The following is a 24,953-nucleotide window of genomic DNA, read 5'->3' as shown; positions in this document are numbered from 1 at the left end:
TTCATAGCAATAACAAGCCTTATAAAAAAACGTCTTCACAATGTGAAGACGCAGTTATGATGGTGCTATATTTGGGGTTTCGCTATGCGGATTAGCCTAGTCAAATATAAAATACTACTTAAATGACTCACTAAAAAAGCTGTTCATCGCGACAAACGAGCGCGCGGCGACTTTAGGGTGGTATTCTGCTTGACCAACTCTATTAGCCGCGGGATTAGTAAACGAATGTACCGCTCCGCCATAAGCGATCAATTGCCAATCAACCTTTGCGGCGTTCATTTCTTTTTCAAAATTGCTTACTTGCTCAGCTGGAACAAAGGGATCAACAGCGCCATGCAATACTAAGATGGGCGCTTGAATATTTTTAGCGTCCTCAGTATTTGGTGTATCTAAGTTGCCATGAAATGACACTACCCCACCAAGCGCTTCACCCGCTCGTGCTAACTCCAATACTGCGCCACCACCAAAACAGAAGCCAATCGCGGCAACCTTTGAAGCATCTGCCGATTTAGGCAGGCTACGTTTCATTGCGTCTAAAGCTGCTTTGGTTCTCTCTCGCAGCAATTGGCGATCACTACGCAAGGCTGTTGCCGCTACCTTTGCTTCGTCTCCATTGGTTGGCCTTACGTCAGTGCCATAAACGTCAGCCATCATTACCGCATAGCCCATTTCTGCTATTTTCTTCGCTTTAGTCAAAGAGCCTTCGGTAGGCCCCATCCAATTAGGCACCATAAGCACTGCAGGTAATCCTTGTTTAGCGTCGTCATATACTAGGGTTGATTCAAAGCTTTTATCCCCCATGGTGTGCGTAACGGTTGTGCTAACCATAGCCGCCTGAATGTTAAAGGACAGTGCTAAACCTGCCAATAATGTAATTGTCTTCATTGTATATCCTTATAGGTTGCGGTCACTTTAAGCATTACGCTCAGTGTAGTAGAAAAGTTTTTAAGCGCTGCAAATAAGCACTATCGAGTAACAATTATTTATTGATGTTAAGCATTAACATTCATCTCTCTTAAGCTCACCTAAACTGGTTGTAAACTAAACGCTTAACTGAGCAGCTACCTGAAGTTTTATGATTTTGTGGTATGGTTAGCTTAGATAGCCAATTAGCAAGCGATAAGACCAATTAGTAACATGAGCGACAACACTTTTTTATTTCACGATTACGAAACATTTGGCGTTCATCCAGGGCGAGACCGCCCATGTCAGTTTGCTGCAATACGCACCGATTGGGACTTAAATCCAGTTGGCAAACCCATCGAGCTGTTTTGTCAACCGCCTAATGATTACGTACCGCACCCGCAAGCTTGTTTGGTGACAGGAATTACCCCACAACTAGCCATGAAAAAAGGCCTGATTGAAAGTGACTTCATAAAACGGATCAATAATGCGTTTAGTCAACCCGGTACCTGTGGGGTTGGCTATAACAGCATACGTTTTGATGATGAAGTTACTCGCTATACCTTATACCGTAATTTTCTCGACCCTTATGAGCGTGAATGGAAGAATGGTAATTCTCGTTGGGATTTAATCGACATGGTTCGCGCGTGTTATGCCTTAAGGCCAGAGGGTATTGAATGGCCAACCACTGACGATGGTTTAGTTAGCTTTAGGCTCGAGTTGCTCACCGCCGCCAACGGGTTAAGCCATGCTAATGCCCATGACGCAGTATCAGATGTATATGCAACTATCGCCATGGCTAAGTTGGTTAAAGATAAGCAACCGAAGCTATTCAATTATTTGCTAAATCTTCGAAACAAAAAGTCCGTCGCTCAACAATTTGATCTACTCAACAACAAACCTTTAGTGCACATATCGGGAATGTTTGGTGCAGCTCAAGGCTGTGCCTCTTGGATATTGCCTATTGCTTGGCATCCTATTAACAAAAACGCCATGATAGTGGTCGACTTAAACAAAGACGCCAGTGTTTTACTGTCACTGAGTGCAGAGGAAATCCACCAACGGCTTTATACCGCACGTAGTGAACTGGCTGCCGATGAGCTGCCAATACCTGTAAAACTTATTCACACTAATAAATGCCCAGTACTCGCTCCAGCTAGCACTCTAACACCGAAACGAGCCGAAGAATTAGGCCTAGATCGAGCACAATGTCGTCAAAGTTTAGACTTGTTGGCAGAAAACAAAGCTGAGGTTGAACAGAAGCTGTCACAAGTGTTTGCCATAGAGCGGGAGTTTGACCAAGACAGTAACCCTGATACTGCCTTATACAATGGATTTATTGGTAATGCCGATAAAAACCTTATGCAAGTATTACGTTCCAGCGACCCCAACCTGATTAGTAAACAACAGTTTCAATTTAGTGATCCAAGGCTCAACCAGTTAATCCTGCGTTACAAGGCACGTAATTATCCTGAGTGTTTAAATGAAAGTGAGTTACAGCAGTGGCAAGCACATCGACAAGCCTCAATAACCGAACAAGTTGCGCAAGTATTTCCAGAGTTAGAAATGCTACTCGCTCAGTATCAAAATGATACCTATAAAACACATATACTAAAAAGTCTCTATAACTACATAGAAAATCTTTAAAACGTGAACAAAATACTATTTTATTTGGCAGCCTAAGTTATAATCAACACTGTTCATGGAAGGTAAAGTAATACAAATGAAAATGCGTCAACACACCAAAGGGTCGATAGGTACAGCAGCATGCTTCGCTGTCGCTGCGGTGTTGTGTTTTTCGCCAAAGTGTTACGCCACCTATGAGTTTCAAAACCTACGCCCTTCTTCACTGCTGCGACTTAGTACCGAGCAATTTGCTGTGTTGGGTGAAATTTTTGAAAAAGCCTATCAAGACACCGATTTCTCGCCGACCCTAACTAATAGTTACTTTTCTGATTCGGAGCTTTATGACATGGTAGCAGTACCAGTGGTACAAACACCATTTAGCGGCTTTAGACTTGAACTGTTTAGTCACATCTACGACCCCAAATATTCTGTATATAACCAGCTACATGAAGACTCTGTTTACCATAGCCTTGGTCAACGTCAAATGTCCTATTTGGTTGATAAAACTGATATTGCGGTCGGCTTAGGATTTGTGGCACCACTAAACGAACAAATGTCGATGCGAACTATTATCTCTAGCCACGATATCCCTGGTTATGGCGATAGTAATTTTTCAGTGGGCTTAGAGTTTAAATACTAAACCCTAATCCCACCACTTCATTTAGACTTTCTTTTCAAATACCACGGCGCTATTTGGTGCTAAACAAACCGCTAACCCCTTATCCGTTTGCTTACTAACAAAGCGCTTATCTGCCCATAAAACTTGCCACTGCTGATCTAAACTTAGCTCTATATTCACACTATTGTGCTCGTCCCAGTTAAACCAATATTGGCGAACTAACTGCTGGTTTTGATATTGCTTAGCATGCTGCAAGCTAAAATCAGCAAAACGGGCAGCGTCTGCTTGGTTTTTCTCTAAAACACTTAATACGCTAGCCTGTGCATCGTCAAGCTCTGTTAGACGATCGCCAGAGAACACTAGCCCGCTGCTAGCCAATAAACTCACACGATGCCAGTTGTAAGCGTCATCATCGGTCTGTTGGTTAGGGATATTATTTAAGGTCACACAGTCAGGATCGTTATGCCATAAGCGCATATCTTGCCAATTGCGGAAGAAGGTCTCTTTAGCTATTTGCTTAAATCGCCCAATATTTCGCTCAACATCATCGGCAATACGCATCCCATGCACTAAACCTAATGACGGCCACATTGGGGCATTACAGCCAAGAATATAGGCCTGCCCATCACAGGCTTTATTGATGGTTTCCATACCCATTCGGTAAGCTTCAATGCGAGTTTTATTGGGATCAGCACGATAGCCTTTAGCCAATGTTCCCCAATAAATAGCATCTAATTTAAAGTACTTCACTCCCCAGTGGTGGTACATATGGCTAAACACCTGGTGCAGATACTGGTTTACTTGCACTTGGGTAGTATCTAATACATACCAAGGCGTACAGCGCCACCCGCCATAAGTTACTTCTTCTGCAGCCAAAGGCTGACCGTTTTGACCTTTCACAAACCACTCAGGATGTTGCTTAAACAACCGAGACTCAGCTTGCGCAATAAAAGGCGCTACCCAAATAGCGGGCTCTTTCCCCTGCTCTCTAATTCGTTTGCATAAGCCTTCTACGCCACCACTAAAACGATCAGACGGATACAGCCAATCGCCCATAAATTCTTGGTAACCATCATCAATCAACAAGTAATCCAAGTGGTCATGCGGGCTAATAAGCTGTTGAAGATTTTCCTCAATATCCTCTGCGGATACCTCAGCATAATAGTGATACCACGAGCACCAACCGTTGGGCTTACTCGGCCAGCTAAGCCGAGGATGATGCTGCTGTATTGCATCGGCAAATTGTTCTAACACGGCTTCGCGGCTCTCTCCGCTAGCCACAAATAGGCTTTCACTATTGATGTAATGGTGGGCGGGAATCGCAAGGGTATCGCTATCAATACCAATGACTAAACGGCCACTAGGGTATACCTTAAAATAACCACTAAAGCGATGGCATGAACTAAAACCCAGCAAGGTGTAATACCCGTCACTTTCAATAAGTAGCTGATTATATGCAGTAAAGTGATCAGCATCTTCACTAAGCCGATACTCTCCTGCATCGGGGCAGCGACCAATCGCTGTGATGTTATTCGCAGTACCGTAGTTCTGCGCTAACATTTGAAAACCCTCACCATGAAACTTGGCGTTGTCGGGTAATTGGCCGTCGAACAAATCAATTTGCCCTAAGCTGATGCTATGAGCAGACAAATTATCTATTCTTATCACACATTCCGCCCCACTCCATTGTGGCGTGTATAAACCTTGCTCATGTGGCGAGCTTAACTGCCACTGACGAACCAACCGAAGAACAGAATCAAGCTTTGAAAACACTTATCAACACCTTTAGTTACAATAAATTACGCGCTACATAGAAACAGCTAAAACAAAGATATATTTTAACTAAACACGAATTAGGCGGATTATAATCGAAGTCTTAGCAAAGTAATCAACATTTGTTGCTAGGTTCGACAAATTAAAGGGAACGATGAAATGTCAGAAAATACCCAAGCAGACCTATCGCTAACTAACGCCCTCCAAACCGTATTGGCCAGCAAGCAGCTGCCAAATATGCTCAATAGCCAACAAACCAAAACACTATGCAACATCCTAAGCTGTAACGTTATTGAGCTTGCAGAACGCATGCTACCTTTAGCAGCAAGTTTTTCATTTGCTCCCAAATCTAACTTCCATGTAGGGGCTATTGCGGTTGATAAGCAACAACAGCTATTTTTCGGTGCTAACTATGAGTTGGAATATGGGCCACTAACCGGCAGTTTGCATGCGGAACAAAGTGCTATATTTAACGCACTTAGCCACCAAGCAGACGAACTCACCGATTTAGTGATTAATGCAGCACCATGTGGCTATTGTCGTCAGTTTATCAACGAGTTAGCGAATGCTGCGCAGTTAAAGGTGCGGTTTAATCAACAAAGCTATGACTTCCCTCAATTGCTTCCTCAATCTTTTGGACCAAACGACCTCGGCGTGCAAGCGCCACTGGCAAAGCTTAAGCTTGATAAGGCCAGCCAAGCTGCCGATTTTGCTAAAGCCAGCTATGCCCCTTATACCCAAGTACAAAGCGCCATGTTTGCTTATCAGGGCGACAAAGTAGTCGCTTGGAGCTGTTATTTAGAAAACGTAGCGTTTAATCCTTCTCTCTCGCCGCTTCTCACTTTATTATCTCAATTAACCCTTAATCACCTGAGCTTAAACAATGTTGAACGCTTCGAATTATGGGAACATAAAGACAATCGATTCAGCTTTAAGCAAGAATTACAAAATTTCGCGGAACATTCTCAAAAACCAATGGTCCATCATTACTATCCTTCAACGTAGGAGTATTTAAATGTTAGGAACTGCGCTAAGCGTTTCTGGAACTAAAGTGTTATTGCTCGGAGCAGGCGAACTTGGCAAAGAAGTTGCCATTGAATTACAACGTTATGGCGTTGAAATTATTGCGGTAGACCGTTACCCCAACGCTCCGGCGATGCACGTTGCGCATCGCAGTTATGTTATAGATATGCTGGATGGTGAGGCGCTAAAAGCCCTAATTCTTAAAGAACAACCACAGCATATTGTTCCCGAAATAGAAGCCATTGCCACCGATGCCTTGGTTGAATTAGAGCAACAAGGGTATGCGGTAACGCCAACTGCGCGTGCTACCCAACTCACCATGAATCGCGAAGGCATTCGGCGCTTAGCAGCTGAAACACTAGGTTTGCCTACTTCTGCATATCAATTTGCCGATAGCTTAGAAGAGTGCCAACAAGCCGTAGCAAACGTAGGTTTACCATGTGTACTCAAACCAGTGATGAGTTCTTCTGGTAAAGGACAATCAACCTTACGTAATAGCAACCAAGTTACCGCGGCGTGGGATTACTCGCAAGAAGGTGGCCGGGCTGGTGCAGGTCGCATTATTGTAGAAGGCTTTGTCGATTTTGATTACGAGATCACCTTGCTTACAGTAAGTGCCGTAGACGGTATTCATTTTTGTGCGCCAATTGGTCACCGCCAACAAGATGGCGATTACCGCGAATCATGGCAGCCACAAGCGATGTCAGAGCTTGCATTAGCGAAATCACAAGAAGTAGCTCGTAAGATTGTTAGCGAACTGGGTGGTTACGGTTTGTTCGGCGTTGAGCTATTTATTAAAGGCGACGAGGTGTTCTTTAGCGAAGTGTCGCCACGCCCGCATGATACCGGCATGGTAACCCTAATTTCGCAAGACTTATCAGAGTTCGCTTTACATGCTAAAGCCATTCTTGGTTTGCCTATCAAACAAATCCACCAATTTGGTGCTAGCGCTTCAGCGGTGATCATGGGCGATGGCCAATCTCAAGACATACGTTTTAGTGGCTTAGCCGAGGCTTTAGATACTAGCGATAGCCAACTGCGTTTGTTCTCTAAGCCAGACATTAATGGTCAGCGCCGTTTAGGGGTAGCCTTAAACCGTAGCGACAGCATTGAGCAAGCCGTTGATAATGCCAAGCAAATAGCGGCAAATGTTAAGGTGACTTACTAGTAATGACGGCAGGGTCATTTGGTTTAAATGACGAAGAATTGGCGCTTCTATTAGCGCCAAGCTCAGCCCCTGCCTCTTCAAAATTACTTCGAGTATTGTGGTTTCAACAAACGCCTATTTGTAACACCTCCCCCATTGAACACATTTCTGTCCAACAAGTTGAAGAATTACAACTGCAGCTTCAGCAATCCAATGAATTTGATGCGATTGTTTTAAACTGTGCCAACTTGAACAGTGAGCAGCTAGCGTTACTCGCTGATTTACTTGAAGAGCAATCGCAGATCTCGGTATTTTTGATAGGTAAAATGCCCGCGATGTCTTTTGACTTACCCGATTTTATCTACTGCTACAGTCAACAGGAGTTAGATGAGCAGTTTGCTCATTGGGGCGACAGCATTAACCTACAGTACCAACAATGGGCTAACAATAAGTTCGTTTACTTATATAACCCTCGACCTACCGAACCATTGCGGCAACAAGTGCAGGAATTAGGTTTTAGCTTTTGTGAATATTGGCAGCCGCAGCAGCAAGGTATTGCTCAGCACCTCCAGCAAGCAAGCTTAGTGATGCTAGTGGTCTACGATGATGACCCACATATTATTGATGCCTTAGAGCGTCTTGCGGCTATTTTACATCGCCCCGGCTTAATCCTGGTTTTTCAAGAACAATCTAAGCTGAAAAACAGCATTATTCTGTTGGCAAAACATTATGGTTTAAACCTATATACTTCCGTTTCTATCGACCAGTTTAAACCGCAACTTGCCTACTTAAGTCGTCAGTTTTTTCGCTTATACCGACACAAGCTAAATCAGTTGGGTGATACCACTGAACATAGCCAATATCTGATTCATGCAACAACAGACAATAACTTAATTGGCTACTGGGATTGGCCAACCAACATTGAGCAAGACCAACAATTTAATACCCCTGTTAATGCGGTATATTGGCACCACTTTAAGCAAGAGCTGAATCACCGTAATTTAGCGCTAACGCAAATAGCCGATCACTATTCAGAAATGATGCTGGTATTTAATCCTGAACTGCCCATGGAAAATCTAACCAGCTTAGTGCGAATAAAGCAACAAAACGTGCAGCTAGCTTGGCAACCTAATCTAGTCGCACAACTTAAAAACCACCCTACTGTACTGGACTTGATTGACGTATTAGTGATTTCTTTAGATATGTGGATCTTACTCAATGTAAATAATGACAACCGTGGATTTTGGCAAGCTGTAAAACAACGCTGTCAGGAACAACAGGTGGCTTTGGCAATACTAGGTGTTCAGCCAGAACTTATTCAATATTGGCGAGATAAGGGCTTTGATTTATTGATTCACCGCGATGAAGCGGAGTAAGTAGCCTAGGCTTAGGCTACTTCGTAGTACTTAGGTGTAATAGATAATTCTTTATCAATGATGGTTTTGGCCATTCTGGCACATTTTCCACATTCAGAAGCAACACCATTCTTTTTACGTACATCAGCTAAATTTTCACAGCCTTGTTGCACTGCTTCTTTAATTTGCTTATCAGTAATGCCGTGGCATAAACATACAAACATTGCTTCACCTCATCAATCACAATAAAACAAGTATATTGCGAACCATTATCATTCGCAATATCTTTTTTAAGCTTATACCGGATTATCGACATCAATAAAAGTAACATCTAGGTCGTGGGTTTCTGCCAACCACTCCCCTAGTGCCTGCGCGCCGTAACGTTCGGTAGCATGGTGGCCAGCGGCAAAGTAATCAATGCCCATCTCACGCGCTGTGTGTACGGTGTTTTCAGAAATTTCACCACTAATAAATGCATCTAAGCCCTGCTCAGCCGCTAAACCAAGATAGGATTGTCCACCACCTGTGCAGATACCTACTTTTTGAATACTATGGCCATTAGCGATGTGCAAAGGTTTACGCTGCAGCACCTGCTCGATACGTTTGGCAAATGCTTCACCGGAAAGTGGCTCTTCTAACTTACCCACCATGGCTACGCTACGCGGATCCCACGCTTCGAGGCCACGCTTTAAGGTAATGCCAAGGCGCTTAGCGAGCTGTGCATTATTACCAAGCTCTGGATGTACATCTAAGGGTAAGTGGTAGCCATAAAGGTTAATATCATGGTTTAACAAGGCTTGCAGGCGACGACGCTTCATACCGGTAACCACTGCCGCTTCGTTTTTCCAAAAGAAGCCATGATGAACCAAGATAGCGTCGGCTTTATGCTCAATGGCTTGGTCAATTAAGGCTTGGCAAGCTGTAACACCAGTAACAACTCGCTTAACCTCTGCACGACCTTCTACTTGTAAGCCATTGGGGCAGTAGTCTTTAAACTTAAAGCTTTCTAAGTGCTGGTTTAATATGTTTTCTAATCGGGTATTTTTCATTACATTAACTCACAATGGTTTGGCACATTGTAAGTAGCAGACCCAGCTTTAAACAAGCCTTATAGATTAGAACAAAACAAACTGGTTAATTTTGTCAGCTTGCTGCATCCAACTTGGACGATCATTGCGCTTAATCCACTGGCGGTGCAATGCGCTATAGAAAGGCGCTCTTAGGCCGGCAAGGGCAACAAAAGGGAAAGAAACCAAACCCACTAAAAATAGTGCGATACGACGAACGATGATAATGCTGGTAGAAAATTGCTTACTCATTTCGAACACCTCAACTGGTTAGACCACCAAATAGTAGCTAATATTTGGTAATAAAACTACAAAAACCAGTGAAACAGTCGAAATAAAAAGCAAAATCTTTAAACAAGTGTAAATTAATAACAAAAGAGCAACATTTGTGAATAAAAAAACATGGGAAAATGATCTGCACTGGTGTTTAAACGCGCCTGCTTTGCTGCCTCATGCCCTGCCTTTTATGGTTGACTCTACCTGGCAACAACAGTGGCAATGGGCGCTTAAGGAGCATTTAGCCCATATAGTTGAGCCACAGGCTAACTCTCGCTTAGGTTTATATTTTGAGCAATTGTGGCGGGGCTTAATTGAAGCACACCCAGAATGGCAATTACTCGCCGATAATGTCGCTGTGCAACACCATGGGCGCACCCAAGGCGCTATCGACTTTTTGCTGGTAAACCATCAGCAGCAACAAATAGAGCACTGGGAGCTAGCTGTGAAGTTTTACCTAGCACGCAATGCTTCACCTTGCGCTTCTGATTACTTGGGGCCTAATCAACAAGACAGACTGAGCAATAAACTCAGCAAATTACTGCTCAAGCAAATCCCTTTAGGTAAACACCCACAGATCCAAGCATTAGCCCAAAAATATGCTAACTACTCTTTTAAACAGCGCATTGTGTTGCCCGGGTATTTGTTTAGATTAGGCAATGATAGCCACCCCACTCCACAAAATTTGCATTGGTATAGCCTAACTCAATGGCAAACAATGCAAGCTCAGGGGTGGTGTGTATTGGCTAAGCAGCAATGGCTTAGCCCTGGCGCTTATCCACTAAGCAAAGCTGGTAATGTAGTAGATGTTTCACGAGGTCCTGTACAACTCTACTTACCAGAGCAAGCTAAGCAGCAGGAAAAGCGTATCTTTGTCTGCCCTGATGATTGGCTCACCAGGGCAAACAATATTAAGAGCTAGTTTTACTGTTCTTCAGATGAATACTCTCGCATCATCTCTTCAACGGTTTCAACCATATGTTTACTGCCACAGAAGAAGGGAACCCGCTGATGCAGCTCTTCTGGTTCAATATCCATAATACGAGTAAAGCCATCGCTGGCCTTGCCCCCTGCTTGCTCAATCAAAAAGGCCATCGGATTACATTCATACAATAAACGTAACTTCCCTTTAGGTGCAGAGGCCGTTGAGGGGTAGATGTAAATTCCGCCTTTTAGCAAGTTGCGGTGAAAATCAGACACCAAAGATCCAATGTAACGCGAGGTATAAGGTCGATTGGTTTCTGGTTCAATTTCTTGGCAGTACTTTAAGTACTTCTTAACCCCAGTTGGAAACTTAAGGTAATTACCTTCATTGATTGAGTAAATTACCCCGTCATCAGGAATGGTCATATTCTCATGAGAAAGGTAAAACACCCCTAACGATGGATCACAGGTAAAACCATGAACTCCATGACCTGTGGTATACACCAACATCGTCGACGAACCATATACCACATATCCTGCAGCGACTTGGCGATGACCCGGTTGCAAAAAGTCCTCTAATACTGCTGGCGCACCACAAGGGCTGATACGCTTATAAATTGAGAAAATAGTCCCAACCGACACATTTACGTCAATATTTGAGGAACCATCTAAAGGATCCATTAGCACAACGTATTTACTGTCGATAGAACGAGCACTGTCAAAACTAACAAACTCATCTTCTTCTTCAGAGGCTACGCCACATACCTCACCACGCGCCTCAAGCGCAGCTTTAAATTTCTCATTCGCATATAAATCTAATTTTTGTTGCACTTCTCCTTGCACATTTTCTACGCCAGTAGCGCCGATAATATCAACTAACCCTGCTTTGTTGATCTCACGGTTAACTACTTTAGCGGCTAAACGAATAGCCCCTAATAGCTGAGTAAGCTCCCCTGTGGCATCGGGAAACTGGTGTTGTTTTTCTATTATGTATTCACCAAGAGTTATCATTTTAATCCCTATTTATTAGCACGCTTCCTATGAAAACCTTTTCAGCCTTCAATGTTATTTTGCAAGTATTTACGAAAAATTACTAGCACATCAGTTTAATTGTCATACATATAAAGCAAAAAAAACATTTGCAAAATCTCCAAACAAAGAATACTGTATATCCATACACTGTACAAAAACACAGTTAAACTTCGACATTGACTTAGAGCATGGAGCGAACAATGGCACAACAAATTGAACAACTGCTACAAAGCAACAAGGTATGGCAAGGCAGCCAATGGCAACACAGTCATCTTAACGTTCATTCAAGTGGCTTTGCACAACTCGACCAACAACTACCTAACCATGGTTGGCCACAAGGCGGCATCACCGAAGTGCTGTACGAAAAACATGGCATTGGCGAGTTACAATTATTGCTTCCTGCTCTAGCTAAGCTTAGTCAACAATCGCGCTGGATTATTTGGGTTGCACCACCATTTATGCCTAATGCCCCTGCACTACAGCAGCATGGCGTAGATATTAGTAAAGTCATTGTTATTCGATCTGAGCAGTGTAGCGATACCCTGTGGACCATTGAGCAAGCATTAAAAAGTGGCTCTTGTAGCGCAGTATTAGGCTGGTTAGACGGCTTAGATTTAAAAGCCAGCCGCCGCTTGCAGTTAGCAGCAGAACAAGGAGATTGCTTAAGTTATTTATTTAGACCGCTACAGCAACAACAGCAAAGCTCTAGCGCCAGCGTAAGAATGGCCTTGCACCCTAGCAAGTCACCAGAACACATTAACTACCATCTGCTAAAACGTCGTGGCGGCGCCCCGCTCTATGAGCAACACATTCCACGACTTAATTAATGCCGATGCCTTTTATGCAAGTGCAACATGTATTGGATTTACCTTGATTTTCCCCAGCTCGCGTTGGACCTACTACAACGCGAGCACCCCAGCCAACAAGCCTTGGCAATACATCACAACAAGCAAATCATTCAACTTAACCAAGTAGCACATCACTTAGGGGTTTATTTAGGTTGCTCGCTTAATACCGCTTACCAATTAGCACCACAGCTCTGTTTATATCAACAAAGTGATTTATCTTGTGATGCCTACTTTGACGCCTTAGCCCAGCAAGCTTTGCACTACTCAGCGCAAGTTGCAGTACATCCAGATAACGGGCTGTATATTAGCGGTGTCGGTATGCGTAATATTTACCCTAAGCCAGAGCAGCATGTGTCTAAGTTGGTACAACACTACCAGCAACAACAGCTTAGCTTTCGTATTGCCCATGCCCATAGCGCGATAGCTGCCCGCTGGTTAGCTCGCTCACAAAATATCAAGCAAGCAGGATCGGGAATTACCCAGCTAGCCGATTTACCACTGAACTTTAGCGACTTACCCTCTCACCAAGTCACGGCTTTACAAGCAATGGGCTTATATACCATTAAACAGCTTTATGGTTTACCTCGGCCAGAGCTGCGTAAACGTTTAGGCGAAGATAGCCTAGCGTTACTCGATCAAGCTAATGGGCGATTAACGACTCCACTGCGCTTCATCACAGCACAAGCCCATTACCAGCAACGTTTTCCTTTGTTAGCCGAAACCCACACGATTCAAGGTTTAATGTTTTCACTAAAACAGGCTTGCCAACATTTTCAGCAGTGGTTAAGACAACACCAGCTTTGCAGCAATATATTGGTACTGCGTTTAAATTTTAGAGATAAACCCAGCGAACAAATCATCTTAAAAAGTGCTCGTTTATTACAAACCAGCCAAGATTGGCTAGCACTATTTCGTTTAAAGTTGGAATCAACTCGCCTAGCAGCTGCGGTGATTGAATTTAGCCTAGATTGCCAAGCCCTTTATCCTCTTGGCCACCAAATCACCGGTTTGTTTGAACAGCAGCAATCCACGAGTGATAGCTTGCTGTTTGACCAATTAAGTGTGCGTTTGGGCGAGCAAGCAATTAGCCGCTTAGGCTGCCAAGCAGATTTTCGCCCCGAGTATGCCAGCCAATACCAGCCTTTGTCTCAGCATGAGACGCTTAATTACCCTACACAGTTTGCTCGCCCCTGCTGGCTACTGCCACAGCTAAAACCCATCAATATTGAACATTACGCCCTACTCTCTGAGCCCGAACGCATCGCTAGCGGGTGGTGGGATGAACAAAGCATTAACCGAGATTACTACATAGCACAAAGTCCCAATCAAGGCCTGGCTTGGGTATGCCGAGAAAAACAACAGTGGTACCTGCACGGCTGGTTTGCCTAATGAATAACACGCTTTTTGCCGAGCTTAATGCCCAGAGTAACTTTAGTTTTTTATACGGCGCTTCACACCCAGAAGAAATGGTAGAGCAAGCCCAGCGTTACGGCTATCAAGCCATTGCGATTACTGATGAATGCTCATTAAGTGGAGTTGTTCGAGCTCATCAAGCCGCCGAACCATTAGCCATTAAACTTATTGTGGGTAGCCAATTTACCACCGATGAACAATGCCAATTGGTGGTTCTGGCTAAAAACCTTAAAGGTTATCAGCAACTTTGTCGCTTTATTACCCAAGCAAGAAAGCACAGTAAAAAAGGCAGTTATCAAGTCACACTACAGCAATTTGATCAACGACTTAACCAATGCTTACTCTTGGTTAAAGCCACTCCTGCGCTACAAGCAATACACCTTAAGCAGCTGCAGCAACAATTATCTCAAAGCCTCTATTTGCTGTTGCATAACGACTTATCTCAACCCACTAAAGTGCTAAACAGTTATCGGCAATTAGCCAAGCAACACGCAATGCCCTGCCTTGCATCCATTAATCCACGCATGCACTTGGCTAATAGAAAGCGCTTAGCCGACATTCTTGATGCCATTCGCCAACACAGCACTGTGCAGCAAGCGGGTTTTTTATTAAGCAGTAATGCCGAACGTCGCCTATTACAGTGGCCTCATTTGCAACAGCGCTACTCTAGTGAAGAATTAGCCCTTAGCACTCAACTTGCTACGCAATGTTGTTTTAGTCTTAATGAAATTCGCTATCAATACCCTAAAGACAATGTACCGGCAGGTTATAGCGCCCAGCAATACCTGCGAGAACTGGTTGAAACAGGCATACAACAGCGTTTTGGTGAGCAGCTTTCTGCTGAACTACGAGCGCAAATCGAACATGAGTTAAGCTTAATTAGCGAGCTCAATTACGAACACTACTTTCTCACTATTTACGATATTGTGGCCTACGCACGGCAACAAAACATTCTCTGCCAAGGGCGAGGCTCTGCCGCCAACTCAGTGGTGTGTTATTGCTTGCGTATTACCGAAGTTAACCCCAACCAAGTGGGCTTACTGTTTGAGCGCTTTATTTCTAAAGAACGTAATGAGCCACCAGATATCGATGTCGATTTTGAACACCAGCGCCGCGAGGAAGTCATTCAATACATCTATCAAAAATATGGCCGTGACCGCGCTGCTTTAGCTGCCAGTATTGTCACCTACCGCACCCGCAGTGCAATTAACGAAATAGGTAAAGCCCTAGCTATTCCTGCGCATATACTACATGGCCTTAACCACAATATTGATTGGCGTGATGGCAGTAACTCAACCAGTCAAAAGATTGTTCAAGCTGGCCTATTACCAGAAGCTAATGCACGCAATTTTGCTGAACTAGTGGAACAATTACGCGGCTTTCCTCGTCACTTGTCACAACATGTGGGTGGTTTTGTCATTGCCCAAGACAAGCTGTGTGACTTAGTCCCCATAGAAAATGCCGCCATGGCCGATCGCACTATCATCCAGTGGGATAAAGATGACTTAGAAGCACTACATTTAATGAAAGTAGATGTACTGGCTTTGGGAATGTTAAGCGCGATTCGCCGCTGCCTTGCCAGCTTAAGCCAACGGGAACAACGCACCATTAGCCTTAGCGATATTCCACAAGATGATAGCGCCACTTACGACATGCTATGCAAAGGCGACAGTGTGGGCATTTTCCAGGTTGAATCACGCGCACAAATGAGCATGTTGCCACGGCTAAAACCACGCAACTATTATGATCTAGTGATAGAAGTGGCGATTGTTCGCCCCGGCCCAATTCAAGGCGACATGGTGCACCCTTACTTGCGCCGACGTAATGGCGAAGAGCCGGTAGATTACCCAAGCCCTGCAGTAGAAGCCGTATTAGCGCGCACCCTTGGCGTGCCAATTTTTCAAGAGCAAGTAATTAAGTTGGCCATGGTAGCAGCAGGATTTAGTGGCGGCGAAGCAGACCAACTGCGTCGCGCTATGGCCACTTGGAAGCGCAACGGCAAGCTAGCCTACTTTCGCGATAAACTCATCAACGGCATGCAACAGCGCGGCTACCCTGTCGCATTTGCTGAGCGTTTATTTTCGCAAATTCAAGGTTTTGGTGAGTACGGCTTCCCCGAATCTCATTCAGCCAGTTTCGCCTTACTGGTTTACATTTCGTCTTGGCTTAAATGCCATGAGCCAGCAGCATTTTGCTGTGCACTGCTTAATAGCCAACCCATGGGCTTTTATAGCCCTAGCCAATTAATTCAAGATATACAACGCCACGGAGTGAGAATTCTGCCCATCGACATTAACCAAAGCAATTGGGAACATAGTCTCGACTACAGCCAAGATCCTAAGGGCGCAATTCGATTAGGGTTAAAGCAAGTAAAAGGACTAAACAAAAAAAAGTTTGCGCGTTTATTAGCAAATCGACCAAGCCAAGGTTTTAGCCAACTCAGTGAATTAACCCAGCAACTCGATAAAACCAGCTTAGAGTCTTTAGCCACTGCCGACGCTTTTGCCTGTTTAGCAGGGCATCGCCACCAAACCCGCTGGAAAATGAGCGGTACCGAGGCCCCCTTACCACTATTTGCTATGCCCAAAGAAGCACCGGTAAACTTAACTGCACCTAGCGAAATAGAAGATATTCGCCAAGACTACCACGCAACTCGGGTTAGTTTACGCCGACACCCTCTGCATTTACTGCGTGAACATCAGGCGCTAAAAAATTGTTATTCACAAGCGCAATTGCATCACTGTAAACACGGTCAGTTAGTTAAGGTGGCAGGTTTAGTAGTGGGTCGGCAACGGCCAGGTTCTTCAGCCGATGTCACCTTCGTCACCTTAGAAGATGAAACGGGCAACAGCAATGTGATAGTCTGGTCAGCAACGGCTAAAGCGCAGCGCCAAGCTCTTATTTCTTCTCGTCTTCTAAAAGTTCACGGACGATTAGAACGCTGCGATGAAGTAATACATATTATTGCAGGGAAGCTTGAAGACTGTTCGTGGTTACTCGCCGATTTATCGGTACGCTCGCGAGACTTTCGCTAAGCATGCGATAGATAAACAACAATAAATAGGACAACAATGTTAGACCGTTACGCCGTAAAAATTATAAAAGCGCCATTAGATTACAGTGCTAAACAACTCGATAATGCCGGTTTAAGCGCCAATCAAATTACCCTTATTGGTTTTTTTATTGGTTTAAGCGCCATCCCTTTTCTCGCTTTTCAGCAATACCATGTTGCCTTGGCGCTTATTTTGCTCAATCGGACTTTTGATGGCTTAGACGGTGCATTAGCGCGCCGACAAGGTTGCAGTGATTTTGGCGGCTATCTCGACATTGTTTGCGATTTTATTTTTTACTCCGGCATTGTGTTGGGTTTTGCGCTAGCAGCTCCCGAGCAAAATGCCGTTGCGGCCAATGTACTTATTTGGACCTTTATGGGCACCGGTTCAAGCTTCTTAACCTTTGCGATTATGGCCGCTAAGCGCAACATTGATAATACAGTGTATCCGCATAAGTCGTTGTATTATTTAGGTGGTTTAACGGAAGGAACAGAAACTATCGCCACCTTTGTACTATTTTGTTTGTTCCCACAACACTTCGCTACGTTGGCACTTATCTTTGCCGCATTGTGCAGCGTAACCACGGTCACTCGAATACTGGCAGCTAAAGCCACATTTACCGACAACGGCGGCACAAGCAACACCGCTGCGTAAACAAAAAAACCGGTAATACGCTGTATTACCGGTGGCAAGTAGCCAAACTAAGCAATCAAAGCAATAAAAGGCAGAAATTATTGCTCACCGAACACTTAGTGGTTTATGTAACTTGATAGCTCGAATCACTGGGCAGAGTCTTAGCTCAGCGCAGCTTGGCCAAATAACTACTCCGCAGCTAAGCTATTGTAGGCATTAATACTCATACCCGCAGTAAAGCCGCCATCTACACCAATCGTTTGTCCATTAACAAAAGCACAATCTGGCGCAGCTAGAAAGTGAATAATAGCTGCCACTTCTTCGGGCTCGGCAATGCGACCAAGCGGCACTGCTTTATGCTCCATACGCAATTGAGGCTCACCACCTTCGGCTCGTGCCATTGGTGTATCCACCGACGTTGGACAAATGGCATTCACTCGAATATTTTGCTCACCTAACTCTAAGGCAGCGGTTTTAGTAATCCCCAATACCGCCCATTTAGAGCTTACATAAGGCGCTAAGTAAGGCACACCCTGTACACCCGCGGCAGAGGCAACATTCACTATGCTACCGCCTTGGGTCATATACTGTGTGGCGTGTTTAATGCCATAAACCACACCCATGGTGTTCACATTAAAATTGAAATCAAAATCTTCTTTTTCAGATTCAAGCAACGTGTTGTAACCGCGATTAACTCCAGCGCAGTTGACTACAATGTCGATTTTTCCGCATAGGTCGTTGGCTACGGCCATCAGGTTGCGAACCGAGTTTTCGTCTGACACATCGGTTTTTACAAAAATACCGCCAATGCGATCGGCAAACTCAATAGCATTCTTTCGCCCAGCGATTACCACTGTTGCGCCAGCTTTTGCCATACGCTCGGCTGCTGCTGCACCAATACCAGAAGTGCCACCGGTGATTACCGCCACTTTACCGTCTAAATTAAATAGTTGATTCATCTTCTCACCTCTTATCGTTTGTGCAGCGCTATGCCGCCTTGAATAACGACAAGTTACCTAAGTTAGCCGTGGTAACAGAGTTACACACTGGAACCTTAGGTAAGTTACCTAAGCAAAAAGACTTAGATCGAGACACAGATAAAATACTACAAAAGCCTCGAAGCTAGGTGAATAGAATTAACTAACTCATCAAAATACACAATTGATTCAGTGGCTTACATTAGGTTACAAACTAAGCAAGCAAATAGCAGATAAATAGCCAGTAAAAGCTGCGAATAACAAATCATAAAAAAGGGGGAAATAGACGAGGTGGATTAAAGAACAAACAAGCGGCTGATTAGACATTCGACTCTAATCTAAACTAAAAAACATTTCTTTTGTAATACATGAAATGGATGGCGACCATAAAAAAACCTCGCCTTGCGAGGTTTTTTACACTTTTATTTTTAAGCTACATTTTCTTCTGGCAATCGGTGGTTGCTGTTATTAAGCAATGCCAAGTTTGCTTCGCGGGCCTTTTCTGGGTCGCCAGCCATAATTGCTTGGTAAATAGCAGTATGCTCAGACATACAAGTTCCACCTTCTTTTGACGAATGCTGGAAAAATCCAATGAACATTACCTGCAATACATTAGCAAAAGGAATATAAAAGCTGTTGCCAGTGGCTAAGTAAACTGTACGGTGAAACTGCAAATCTGTTTCTACCCATTCACTTTGGTCTTCACTCTTGGCGATCTCGACCATACGCTGATAATACTCAGACAATTTCATCCGCTGTTCAGCACTGGCATTAATAGCAGCTAACGCAGCAGCTTCTGGCTCAATAGCACGACGTAAGGCTAAAAACTCGGTGAGTGTATCGCTTGCTTCGCCCACACCAGACATCCAACTTAACAGTTGAGAATCTAACATATTCCAATGTTCACGACTTTTAACTCGTGTACCAATTTTAGGGCGAGATTCCAGCAAGCCTTTAGAGCTTAAGTGCTTAATTGCTTCACGCAAAGCAGTTCTGCTTACGCCGAATTGTTCACACAATTCCATCTCCGATGGAATAATACTGTCTTGAGGAAGTGCGCCAGACAAAATACTTTTGGCAATCTCCCTTGCTACTTGTAAGTGTAAACTGCGCGAAGCGCCTTCAATCATTGCAAATTCGTTAGCCATAGGTGTCCTTTTTACTATCCTATGAATTCATCCATTCATATTAATTTAGTGCAGCAATTTTGATGCTGCCCGACTAATGTATGCCTACGTTAACAGATTTTAAAATTTACACTAGCCGAATAACGATAGTGTTTTGATATTACTGTACTTTTTTCAATACACTCTAGCCCCAAAACAACAAAAAACTGTCGCTAAACGCCGACACTCGTTCAAAATCCAAACAAGTAATGTATTACAAATTGTGAGCCGATAGGCAGCCTCAAAGAGAGCATTTTGTTACATTATGTTTACCAAATGCCGCTACACTAATAATTACATTTATCAATTTAGAGCATTTTGATGGGATCCAGATAACGTTTTTAACTGGATTAAACATAAAAGTGAGATCAAAATCGCAGTTAATCTTATATGTAATACAATAATGCCATAGTGCTTGTTAAGGTAAGTGCATCTACTATGGAAGAGGAATAACAGAAATGGATTTAAACGTCCTGATTGTACTCATTTACTTTTGCTTTTTGATCGCCATTGGCTGGATGTTTAGAACATTTACCAATAACACCAGCGACTACTTTCGTGGGGGCGGTAAAATGCTCTGGTGGATGGTAGGTGCAACCGCCTTTATGACACAGTTCAGTGCTTGGACCTTCACTGGCGCGGCAGGCAAAGCCTATAACGATGGCCTAGCTGTTGCCATTATTTTTGTAGCCAATGCCTTTGGTTACTTCATGAACTACGCTTACTTCGCGCCTAAATTCCGTCAACTTCGTGTAGTGACGGTAATTCAAGCTATTCGCATGCGTTTTGGTAAATATAATGAGCAAGTATTTACTTGGTCTGGTATGCCTAACAGCGTGGTATCTGCGGGTATCTGGTTAAACGGCTTAGCCATTATTGCTTCTGGTATTTTTGGTTTTGATATGACCTGGACCATTATATTAACCGGTCTTGTCGTGCTAATTATGTCTGTTACCGGTGGCTCTTGGGCTGTTATCGCATCCGACTTTATGCAAATGGTTGTGATTATGGCAGTAACCGTAACCTGTTGTATTGTTGCCATTATTCACTCTGGTGGCGTTGGTAATATTCTAGATGAATTCCCTCGTGACTTTGTTATCGGTGACAACCTTAACTACGTAAGCATCTTAACTATTTGGGCATTCTTCATCTTCGTTAAGCAGTTTAGCATTACCAATAACATGCTTAACTCTTACCGCTACCTTGCGGCTAAAGATTCAAAGAACGCTAAAAAAGCTGCATTACTAGCTTGTTGTTTGATGACTTTAGGCCCTGTTATTTGGTTTATTCCACCATGGTTCTTAGCGGGTCAAGGCGTTGACTTAGCCGCTATGCACCCTGAAATGGGCAGTAAAGCCGCTGATGCCGCTTACCTAGCCTTTGTTGAACTATACATGCCCGCAGGTATGGTGGGTCTATTAATTGCCGCAATGTTTGCTGCCACCATGAGTTCTATGGATTCTGGCCTTAACCGTAACTCTGGTATCTTTGTTAAAAACTTCTATGAACCAGTATTACGCCCACATGCTTCAGAAAAGGAACTAGTAGCAGTATCTAAAATCACCTCTACGGTATTTGGTATTCTTATTATTCTCTTCGCCTTGTTCATTAACTCTTTAAAAGGTTTGAGTTTATTTGACGCGATGATGTTTGCCGGTGCCATGCTAGGTTTCCCTATGACAATACCTGCTTTCCTAGGCTTCTTCATTAAGAAAACGCCTGACTGGGCTGGCTGGGGTACCCTAATTGTTGGTGCTGGTGTGTCTTACATCGTAGGTTTTGTAATCGGGCCGCAGCATATCCAAGACTTATTTGGCTTAGAGCAAGAACTTACTAACCGAGAGTGGAAAGATCTTAAAGTAGCAATCGCGTTAATTGGTCATATTACTCTAACGGGCGGCTTCTTTATAATGTCTCAACTATTCTACAAAGGTTTAAGTGAAGAGCGTTCAAAAGACGTTGATAAATTCTTCAACAACTTGCACACGCCACTAGTGAACGAATCGGCAGAGCAAGAAGTATTAGATAACAAACAACGTAGCATGTTAGGTAAATTAATCGCAGCAGCGGGTGCTTTTGTGATGTTGTTAGTTGCTCTACCAAACAGCTTTGGCGACCGTTTAGTATTCATTCTTTGTGGTGCCATTATTCTTGGAGTGGGTGTACTGCTGATTAAAGCAAACACCAGCAATAAGAAACCACCTCTTGGGCAAGCTGTAGAAACCGAGTCTTAGTAAGACCTGTAGCAACAAGGAACTGACCATTCCTTCTTTTGCAGTGTTTAGGGTGTTGGCCTAAACACTGCCTTTTTGCTTTTAGCGCCCAACAAAGCAGCAGACTTTACGCCCTCCTCTTTTAGGTAGATAAACAAAAAAAGCTAAGCACAAAGTGCTTAACTTTTTATTTGTTACAAATAACTTTACAATGGACGAACCCATGAAATATGTGCTGTGGCAGAAGGCTACTTGAAACATTAGTCGACGGGAAATCGGTTTTGGCTGAGAAGAAATTAGCTCAAACCTAAGCTGACAAGGCAACCTAAAATCGGGTAACTGTCAGATGTGAGCTTCTAACATTGATGTTATTAGTTTCTCGAAATTATGTAGCAAATGCACAAAGGTATATTCTGAAATTTTTCACCGGAAAATACCATGTTCTGCCATAGAAGAACTTTGCGCACCGCCCACGACAATGTGATCCAATACAGCAACATCCACCAGTGACAGAAGCGCTCAAAGTTCCAGTGTTAGTTCAATATCCTCATTACCTCACTTTATCCCCAATACTGAATTTACCAAATCATCAAGTTCCTGTTGTTCTTCTTCCGAAATGTCACCGCCGGACATTATTGCAGTACGGGCTATCTCGCTAATAGCCAGGTGATCACTATCCATATCGTCGAACTCTGAAATTTTGAGGTATTCAGCTACGCTGGACCCCAGACTCAATAGTGAGCCGTAAGCTATCAAAGCTTTTGCGACATAGGTTGAATTTAAGAAACCTGTCAGGAACGCGGCATGCTCTTTTGTTTCCACCGGGATAAAGTAGAGTTTATGATAAGGTACAACAACTTTAGTCCCTAATATTCTGTCCTCTACAGGATCAATATAGGCAGTGAAAAACGTTTAGCTGTTCATTTCCCGCCACAACACTTTATACGGTGAAAACGTATAGTTACCCTTACTCCAAAGAGAATAATATGGTTTGTTCTTCTGGAACCGTTTTAAACTGGAGCGAACCTTTAACAGTTCTTTAAATTGCTCTAAGAACTGGTAAGTATTTGGGTAATTAAATGGCAAACCAGGATCTCCATGCATCTCTCGTTGCGGTAAAAGAGAATGAAACGGTGTTAAACTTCGTCACTAATCAGCTATTGCCTACAACGAATTTAATCCGTCTGTACCACACTTTTTAATCTGACCCGCTTTTAGCGCCTGTCTCAGTGATGTCGCTACCGTATTTCTTAATTGCTTTAAGTGTTCTTTCGGTGCCAGCTTTGATTCCTACACCTTATCTACAATAGCAGTTGTCGTCATTGGCTCAGGAGCCGTCCTTAATACATCTAACACCATGACCTGGCATTCTCTGGCTTTAAATATCCTGGCTTTACCGGAGATCCGCTTGGGCGAAACCGTACTGAGATCATATTCCGGCTCAAACACCTTAATCTTGGCCTCAACATGCCCTAAATCATGCTTAAGTTGTGCTATTTGTTGTTGATAAAACTGGATTTGTCCTGCAAGCTCTTGGTGTTTAGCAACGAGTGCAGTAATAACGTGGGATTCAGCCATCTTTTTACCTTCAATATTTGTAAAAACATGAGCTTATTTTATTGAGGGATTGTCCCGGATTCTTGTGCGCTTGCTACATAATTCCGTAGTTTCTTGGGTGATGTGCGCTTTTGGCGCAGTATGAATACCTTGTATGCAATAAAGAGTGATGTAACACTTATTCGTTAGTTCTAGCAACTCTTTTATTTCGAGCCACACCGTAATTACGATTGAGGGAAATCAATGTTCGATAAGCTCATTAATCTGTTGAATGTGCCACTATTCACTTTCAACGGTCAGTCAATCACTGTCTTAGCTATTTTAGCCGTACCCATGTGGATTCTCTTAGCGTTCTGGGTGGCAAAGTTATGCATCAAAGCAATTTCCAATCGACTGATGGCAAAACAAAAAGACCCAAACTTTATTCAACTGATCGAACGGATTCTGTTTGTTGTCACTCTCGCAGTGATTTTTATTACCACTTTGTCTTTGTTGAATATTCCTATAACGGCGTTTGCTTTCTTATCTGGTGCTATTGCTATTGGTTTTGGCTTTGGGGCTCAAAATATTATCAACAATTTCATCAGTGGATGGATTTTAATAGGCGAAAAACCCATTCGACTAGGTGACTTTCTAGAGCTGGAAGGTACTAAAGGAACAGTTGAGCAAATTAATACACGCTCCACTCGAATTCGTCGCGTGGACGGTGTCCACCTCTTGGTCCCCAACAGCAAGCTATTAGAAAACACAGTGATAAATTGGACTCTGCGGGACAAACTTGTTCGTGGCTCGGTCAGTGTAGGGGTAGCCTACGGGAGCGATGTTAGGTTGGTAGAGCGCTTGATTGAAGAGGTAGTGCAAGCTCAAGAACAAGTTTTAGAAGACCCCAAAATCGGAGTGTTTTTTCAAGACTTTGGTGATAGTGCACTTATGTTTGAAGCGTACTTTTGGATTCACTCAAATGTAGAAGGAGGCATCCGCAGTGTAGCGAGCAATATACGTTTCTGCATTGATGAAAAGTTCAGACAAAACAATATTGTCATTGCTTTCCCTCAAAGAGATGTTCATCTAGCGGGTGAGTTGACTATCGCCAGAAGCAGAACCAAATAAGCCGATTAAATGGTACCTTGCTGATCTTGTGGGATAAATATGAACCCTTATCGATAGGGATGTTCAGAGTGAAATATACTAACTTAAGTACAGCTTTAGGAGGGAACTAATTCTTTATTGTCCCTAAACGCGTCAAATACTGTTCAAAGCTTATTGTCGTTTGCATACTTTTTAGGAGAGTGACAACCTCAAAAATGATCAAGGTTTAGCTTTGTAATACCGATGAGATGACCAAGGG

22 protein-coding genes are annotated in these 24,953 nt (G+C 43.5%); 12 read left to right on the top strand and 10 right to left on the bottom strand.

Annotated features, from left to right (window positions below):
* Positions 1–114: 114 nt before the first annotated feature.
* Positions 115–885 carry a dienelactone hydrolase family protein gene (locus K5L93_RS18845; RefSeq protein WP_220721218.1) on the bottom strand — a complete coding sequence of 257 codons (771 nt, stop codon included), beginning with the start codon at positions 883–885 and terminating at the stop codon, positions 115–117.
* Positions 886–1,137: 252 nt separating this feature from the next.
* Between K5L93_RS18845 and sbcB the strand changes: the two genes are divergently transcribed.
* A complete protein-coding gene (gene sbcB, locus K5L93_RS18840; RefSeq protein WP_220721217.1) occupies positions 1,138–2,550 on the top strand; it encodes an exodeoxyribonuclease I in 1,413 nt (470 codons plus the stop codon).
* Between the two features lie 76 nt (positions 2,551–2,626).
* A complete protein-coding gene (locus K5L93_RS18835; RefSeq protein WP_220721216.1) occupies positions 2,627–3,169 on the top strand; it encodes a hypothetical protein in 543 nt (180 codons plus the stop codon).
* A 21-nt stretch (positions 3,170–3,190) separates the two neighbouring features.
* Here K5L93_RS18835 and K5L93_RS18830 read toward each other — a convergent pair whose 3' ends face one another.
* Positions 3,191–4,921 carry a glycoside hydrolase family 36 protein gene (locus K5L93_RS18830; RefSeq protein ID WP_220721215.1) on the bottom strand — a complete coding sequence of 577 codons (1,731 nt, stop codon included), beginning with the start codon at positions 4,919–4,921 and terminating at the stop codon, positions 3,191–3,193.
* A gap of 159 nt (positions 4,922–5,080) precedes the next feature.
* Between K5L93_RS18830 and cdd the strand changes: the two genes are divergently transcribed.
* The 3 genes from cdd to K5L93_RS18815 are packed head-to-tail and all read left to right on the top strand — an operon-like array spanning position 5,081 to position 8,467.
* Positions 5,081–5,926 carry a cytidine deaminase gene (cdd, locus tag K5L93_RS18825; protein WP_220721214.1) on the top strand — a complete coding sequence of 282 codons (846 nt, stop codon included), beginning with the start codon at positions 5,081–5,083 and terminating at the stop codon, positions 5,924–5,926.
* 10 nt (positions 5,927–5,936) lie between these two features.
* The gene (gene purT, locus K5L93_RS18820) at positions 5,937–7,112 is read left to right on the top strand and encodes a formate-dependent phosphoribosylglycinamide formyltransferase (protein ID WP_220721213.1); all 1,176 of its coding nucleotides are present in this window, start codon (positions 5,937–5,939) and stop codon (positions 7,110–7,112) included.
* 2 nt (positions 7,113–7,114) lie between these two features.
* Positions 7,115–8,467 carry a hypothetical protein gene (locus K5L93_RS18815; RefSeq protein WP_220721212.1) on the top strand — a complete coding sequence of 451 codons (1,353 nt, stop codon included), beginning with the start codon at positions 7,115–7,117 and terminating at the stop codon, positions 8,465–8,467.
* Positions 8,468–8,478: 11 nt separating this feature from the next.
* On the opposite strand, the gene K5L93_RS18810 is transcribed toward K5L93_RS18815, so the two are convergent.
* From K5L93_RS18810 to K5L93_RS18800, 3 genes are all read right to left on the bottom strand, one after another.
* Positions 8,479–8,670 (bottom strand): bacterioferritin-associated ferredoxin, encoded by a 192-nt coding sequence (locus tag K5L93_RS18810; RefSeq protein ID WP_016401894.1) that lies wholly within the window; start codon positions 8,668–8,670, stop codon positions 8,479–8,481.
* A gap of 72 nt (positions 8,671–8,742) precedes the next feature.
* Positions 8,743–9,495 carry a Nif3-like dinuclear metal center hexameric protein gene (locus K5L93_RS18805; RefSeq protein ID WP_220721211.1) on the bottom strand — a complete coding sequence of 251 codons (753 nt, stop codon included), beginning with the start codon at positions 9,493–9,495 and terminating at the stop codon, positions 8,743–8,745.
* A 66-nt stretch (positions 9,496–9,561) separates the two neighbouring features.
* Positions 9,562–9,765, bottom strand: coding sequence for a DUF2517 family protein (locus K5L93_RS18800; protein WP_016401896.1), 204 nt, complete (start codon positions 9,763–9,765; stop codon positions 9,562–9,564).
* Positions 9,766–9,901: 136 nt separating this feature from the next.
* Between K5L93_RS18800 and K5L93_RS18795 the strand changes: the two genes are divergently transcribed.
* On the top strand, positions 9,902–10,711 hold the full coding sequence (locus K5L93_RS18795) for a DUF1853 family protein (RefSeq protein WP_220721210.1): 810 nt from the start codon (positions 9,902–9,904) through the stop codon (positions 10,709–10,711).
* Between the two features lie 2 nt (positions 10,712–10,713).
* On the opposite strand, the gene fbp is transcribed toward K5L93_RS18795, so the two are convergent.
* Positions 10,714–11,724, bottom strand: coding sequence for a class 1 fructose-bisphosphatase (gene fbp / locus K5L93_RS18790; protein ID WP_016401898.1), 1,011 nt, complete (start codon positions 11,722–11,724; stop codon positions 10,714–10,716).
* Between the two features lie 221 nt (positions 11,725–11,945).
* Here fbp and imuA point away from each other — a divergent pair, with 221 nt between their 5' ends.
* From imuA to K5L93_RS18770, 4 genes are read left to right on the top strand one after another with little or no spacing between them, the layout of a single operon-like run.
* On the top strand, positions 11,946–12,572 hold the full coding sequence (gene imuA / locus K5L93_RS18785) for a translesion DNA synthesis-associated protein ImuA (RefSeq protein WP_220721209.1): 627 nt from the start codon (positions 11,946–11,948) through the stop codon (positions 12,570–12,572).
* A 27-nt stretch (positions 12,573–12,599) separates the two neighbouring features.
* Positions 12,600–13,982 (top strand): Y-family DNA polymerase, encoded by a 1,383-nt coding sequence (locus tag K5L93_RS18780; RefSeq protein WP_220721208.1) that lies wholly within the window; start codon positions 12,600–12,602, stop codon positions 13,980–13,982.
* Positions 13,982–17,041, top strand: coding sequence for an error-prone DNA polymerase (locus K5L93_RS18775; RefSeq protein ID WP_220721207.1), 3,060 nt, complete (start codon positions 13,982–13,984; stop codon positions 17,039–17,041). The genes K5L93_RS18780 and K5L93_RS18775 overlap by 1 nt, the downstream gene beginning before the upstream one ends.
* A gap of 36 nt (positions 17,042–17,077) precedes the next feature.
* A complete protein-coding gene (locus K5L93_RS18770) occupies positions 17,078–17,713 on the top strand; it encodes a CDP-alcohol phosphatidyltransferase family protein (RefSeq protein WP_220721206.1) in 636 nt (211 codons plus the stop codon).
* A 167-nt stretch (positions 17,714–17,880) separates the two neighbouring features.
* On the opposite strand, the gene K5L93_RS18765 is transcribed toward K5L93_RS18770, so the two are convergent.
* Both K5L93_RS18765 and K5L93_RS20220 read right to left on the bottom strand, forming a co-directional pair.
* Positions 17,881–18,651, bottom strand: coding sequence for an SDR family NAD(P)-dependent oxidoreductase (locus K5L93_RS18765; RefSeq protein WP_220721205.1), 771 nt, complete (start codon positions 18,649–18,651; stop codon positions 17,881–17,883).
* A 446-nt stretch (positions 18,652–19,097) separates the two neighbouring features.
* Positions 19,098–19,817: a FadR/GntR family transcriptional regulator gene (locus K5L93_RS20220; RefSeq protein ID WP_220721204.1), complete on the bottom strand. Its 720-nt coding sequence runs from the start codon at positions 19,815–19,817 to the stop codon at positions 19,098–19,100.
* Positions 19,818–20,293: 476 nt separating this feature from the next.
* On the opposite strand from K5L93_RS20220, the gene K5L93_RS18755 reads away from it, so the two are divergent.
* Positions 20,294–22,069 carry a sodium:solute symporter family protein gene (locus K5L93_RS18755; RefSeq protein WP_220721203.1) on the top strand — a complete coding sequence of 592 codons (1,776 nt, stop codon included), beginning with the start codon at positions 20,294–20,296 and terminating at the stop codon, positions 22,067–22,069.
* Between the two features lie 534 nt (positions 22,070–22,603).
* On the opposite strand, the gene K5L93_RS18750 is transcribed toward K5L93_RS18755, so the two are convergent.
* Together K5L93_RS18750 and K5L93_RS18745 are read right to left on the bottom strand one after the other, a co-directional pair.
* Positions 22,604–22,783: a hypothetical protein gene (locus tag K5L93_RS18750; RefSeq protein WP_220721202.1), complete on the bottom strand. Its 180-nt coding sequence runs from the start codon at positions 22,781–22,783 to the stop codon at positions 22,604–22,606.
* Positions 22,784–23,338: 555 nt separating this feature from the next.
* Positions 23,339–23,626, bottom strand: a complete 288-nt coding sequence (locus tag K5L93_RS18745; RefSeq protein WP_220721201.1) for a hypothetical protein — start codon at positions 23,624–23,626, stop codon at positions 23,339–23,341.
* Positions 23,627–23,848: 222 nt separating this feature from the next.
* Here K5L93_RS18745 and K5L93_RS18740 point away from each other — a divergent pair, with 222 nt between their 5' ends.
* Entirely contained in the window at positions 23,849–24,715 is an 867-nt protein-coding gene (locus tag K5L93_RS18740) for a mechanosensitive ion channel family protein (protein WP_220721200.1), read from the top strand.
* Positions 24,716–24,953 lie beyond the last annotated feature (238 nt).

The organism is Agarivorans litoreus, from assembly GCF_019649015.1.
In the GTDB taxonomy this organism is placed as follows: domain Bacteria; phylum Pseudomonadota; class Gammaproteobacteria; order Enterobacterales; family Celerinatantimonadaceae; genus Agarivorans; species Agarivorans litoreus.
The sequence above is the reverse complement of the archived record's forward strand: the minus strand, read 5'-3'. Positions and strand labels throughout refer to the sequence as shown.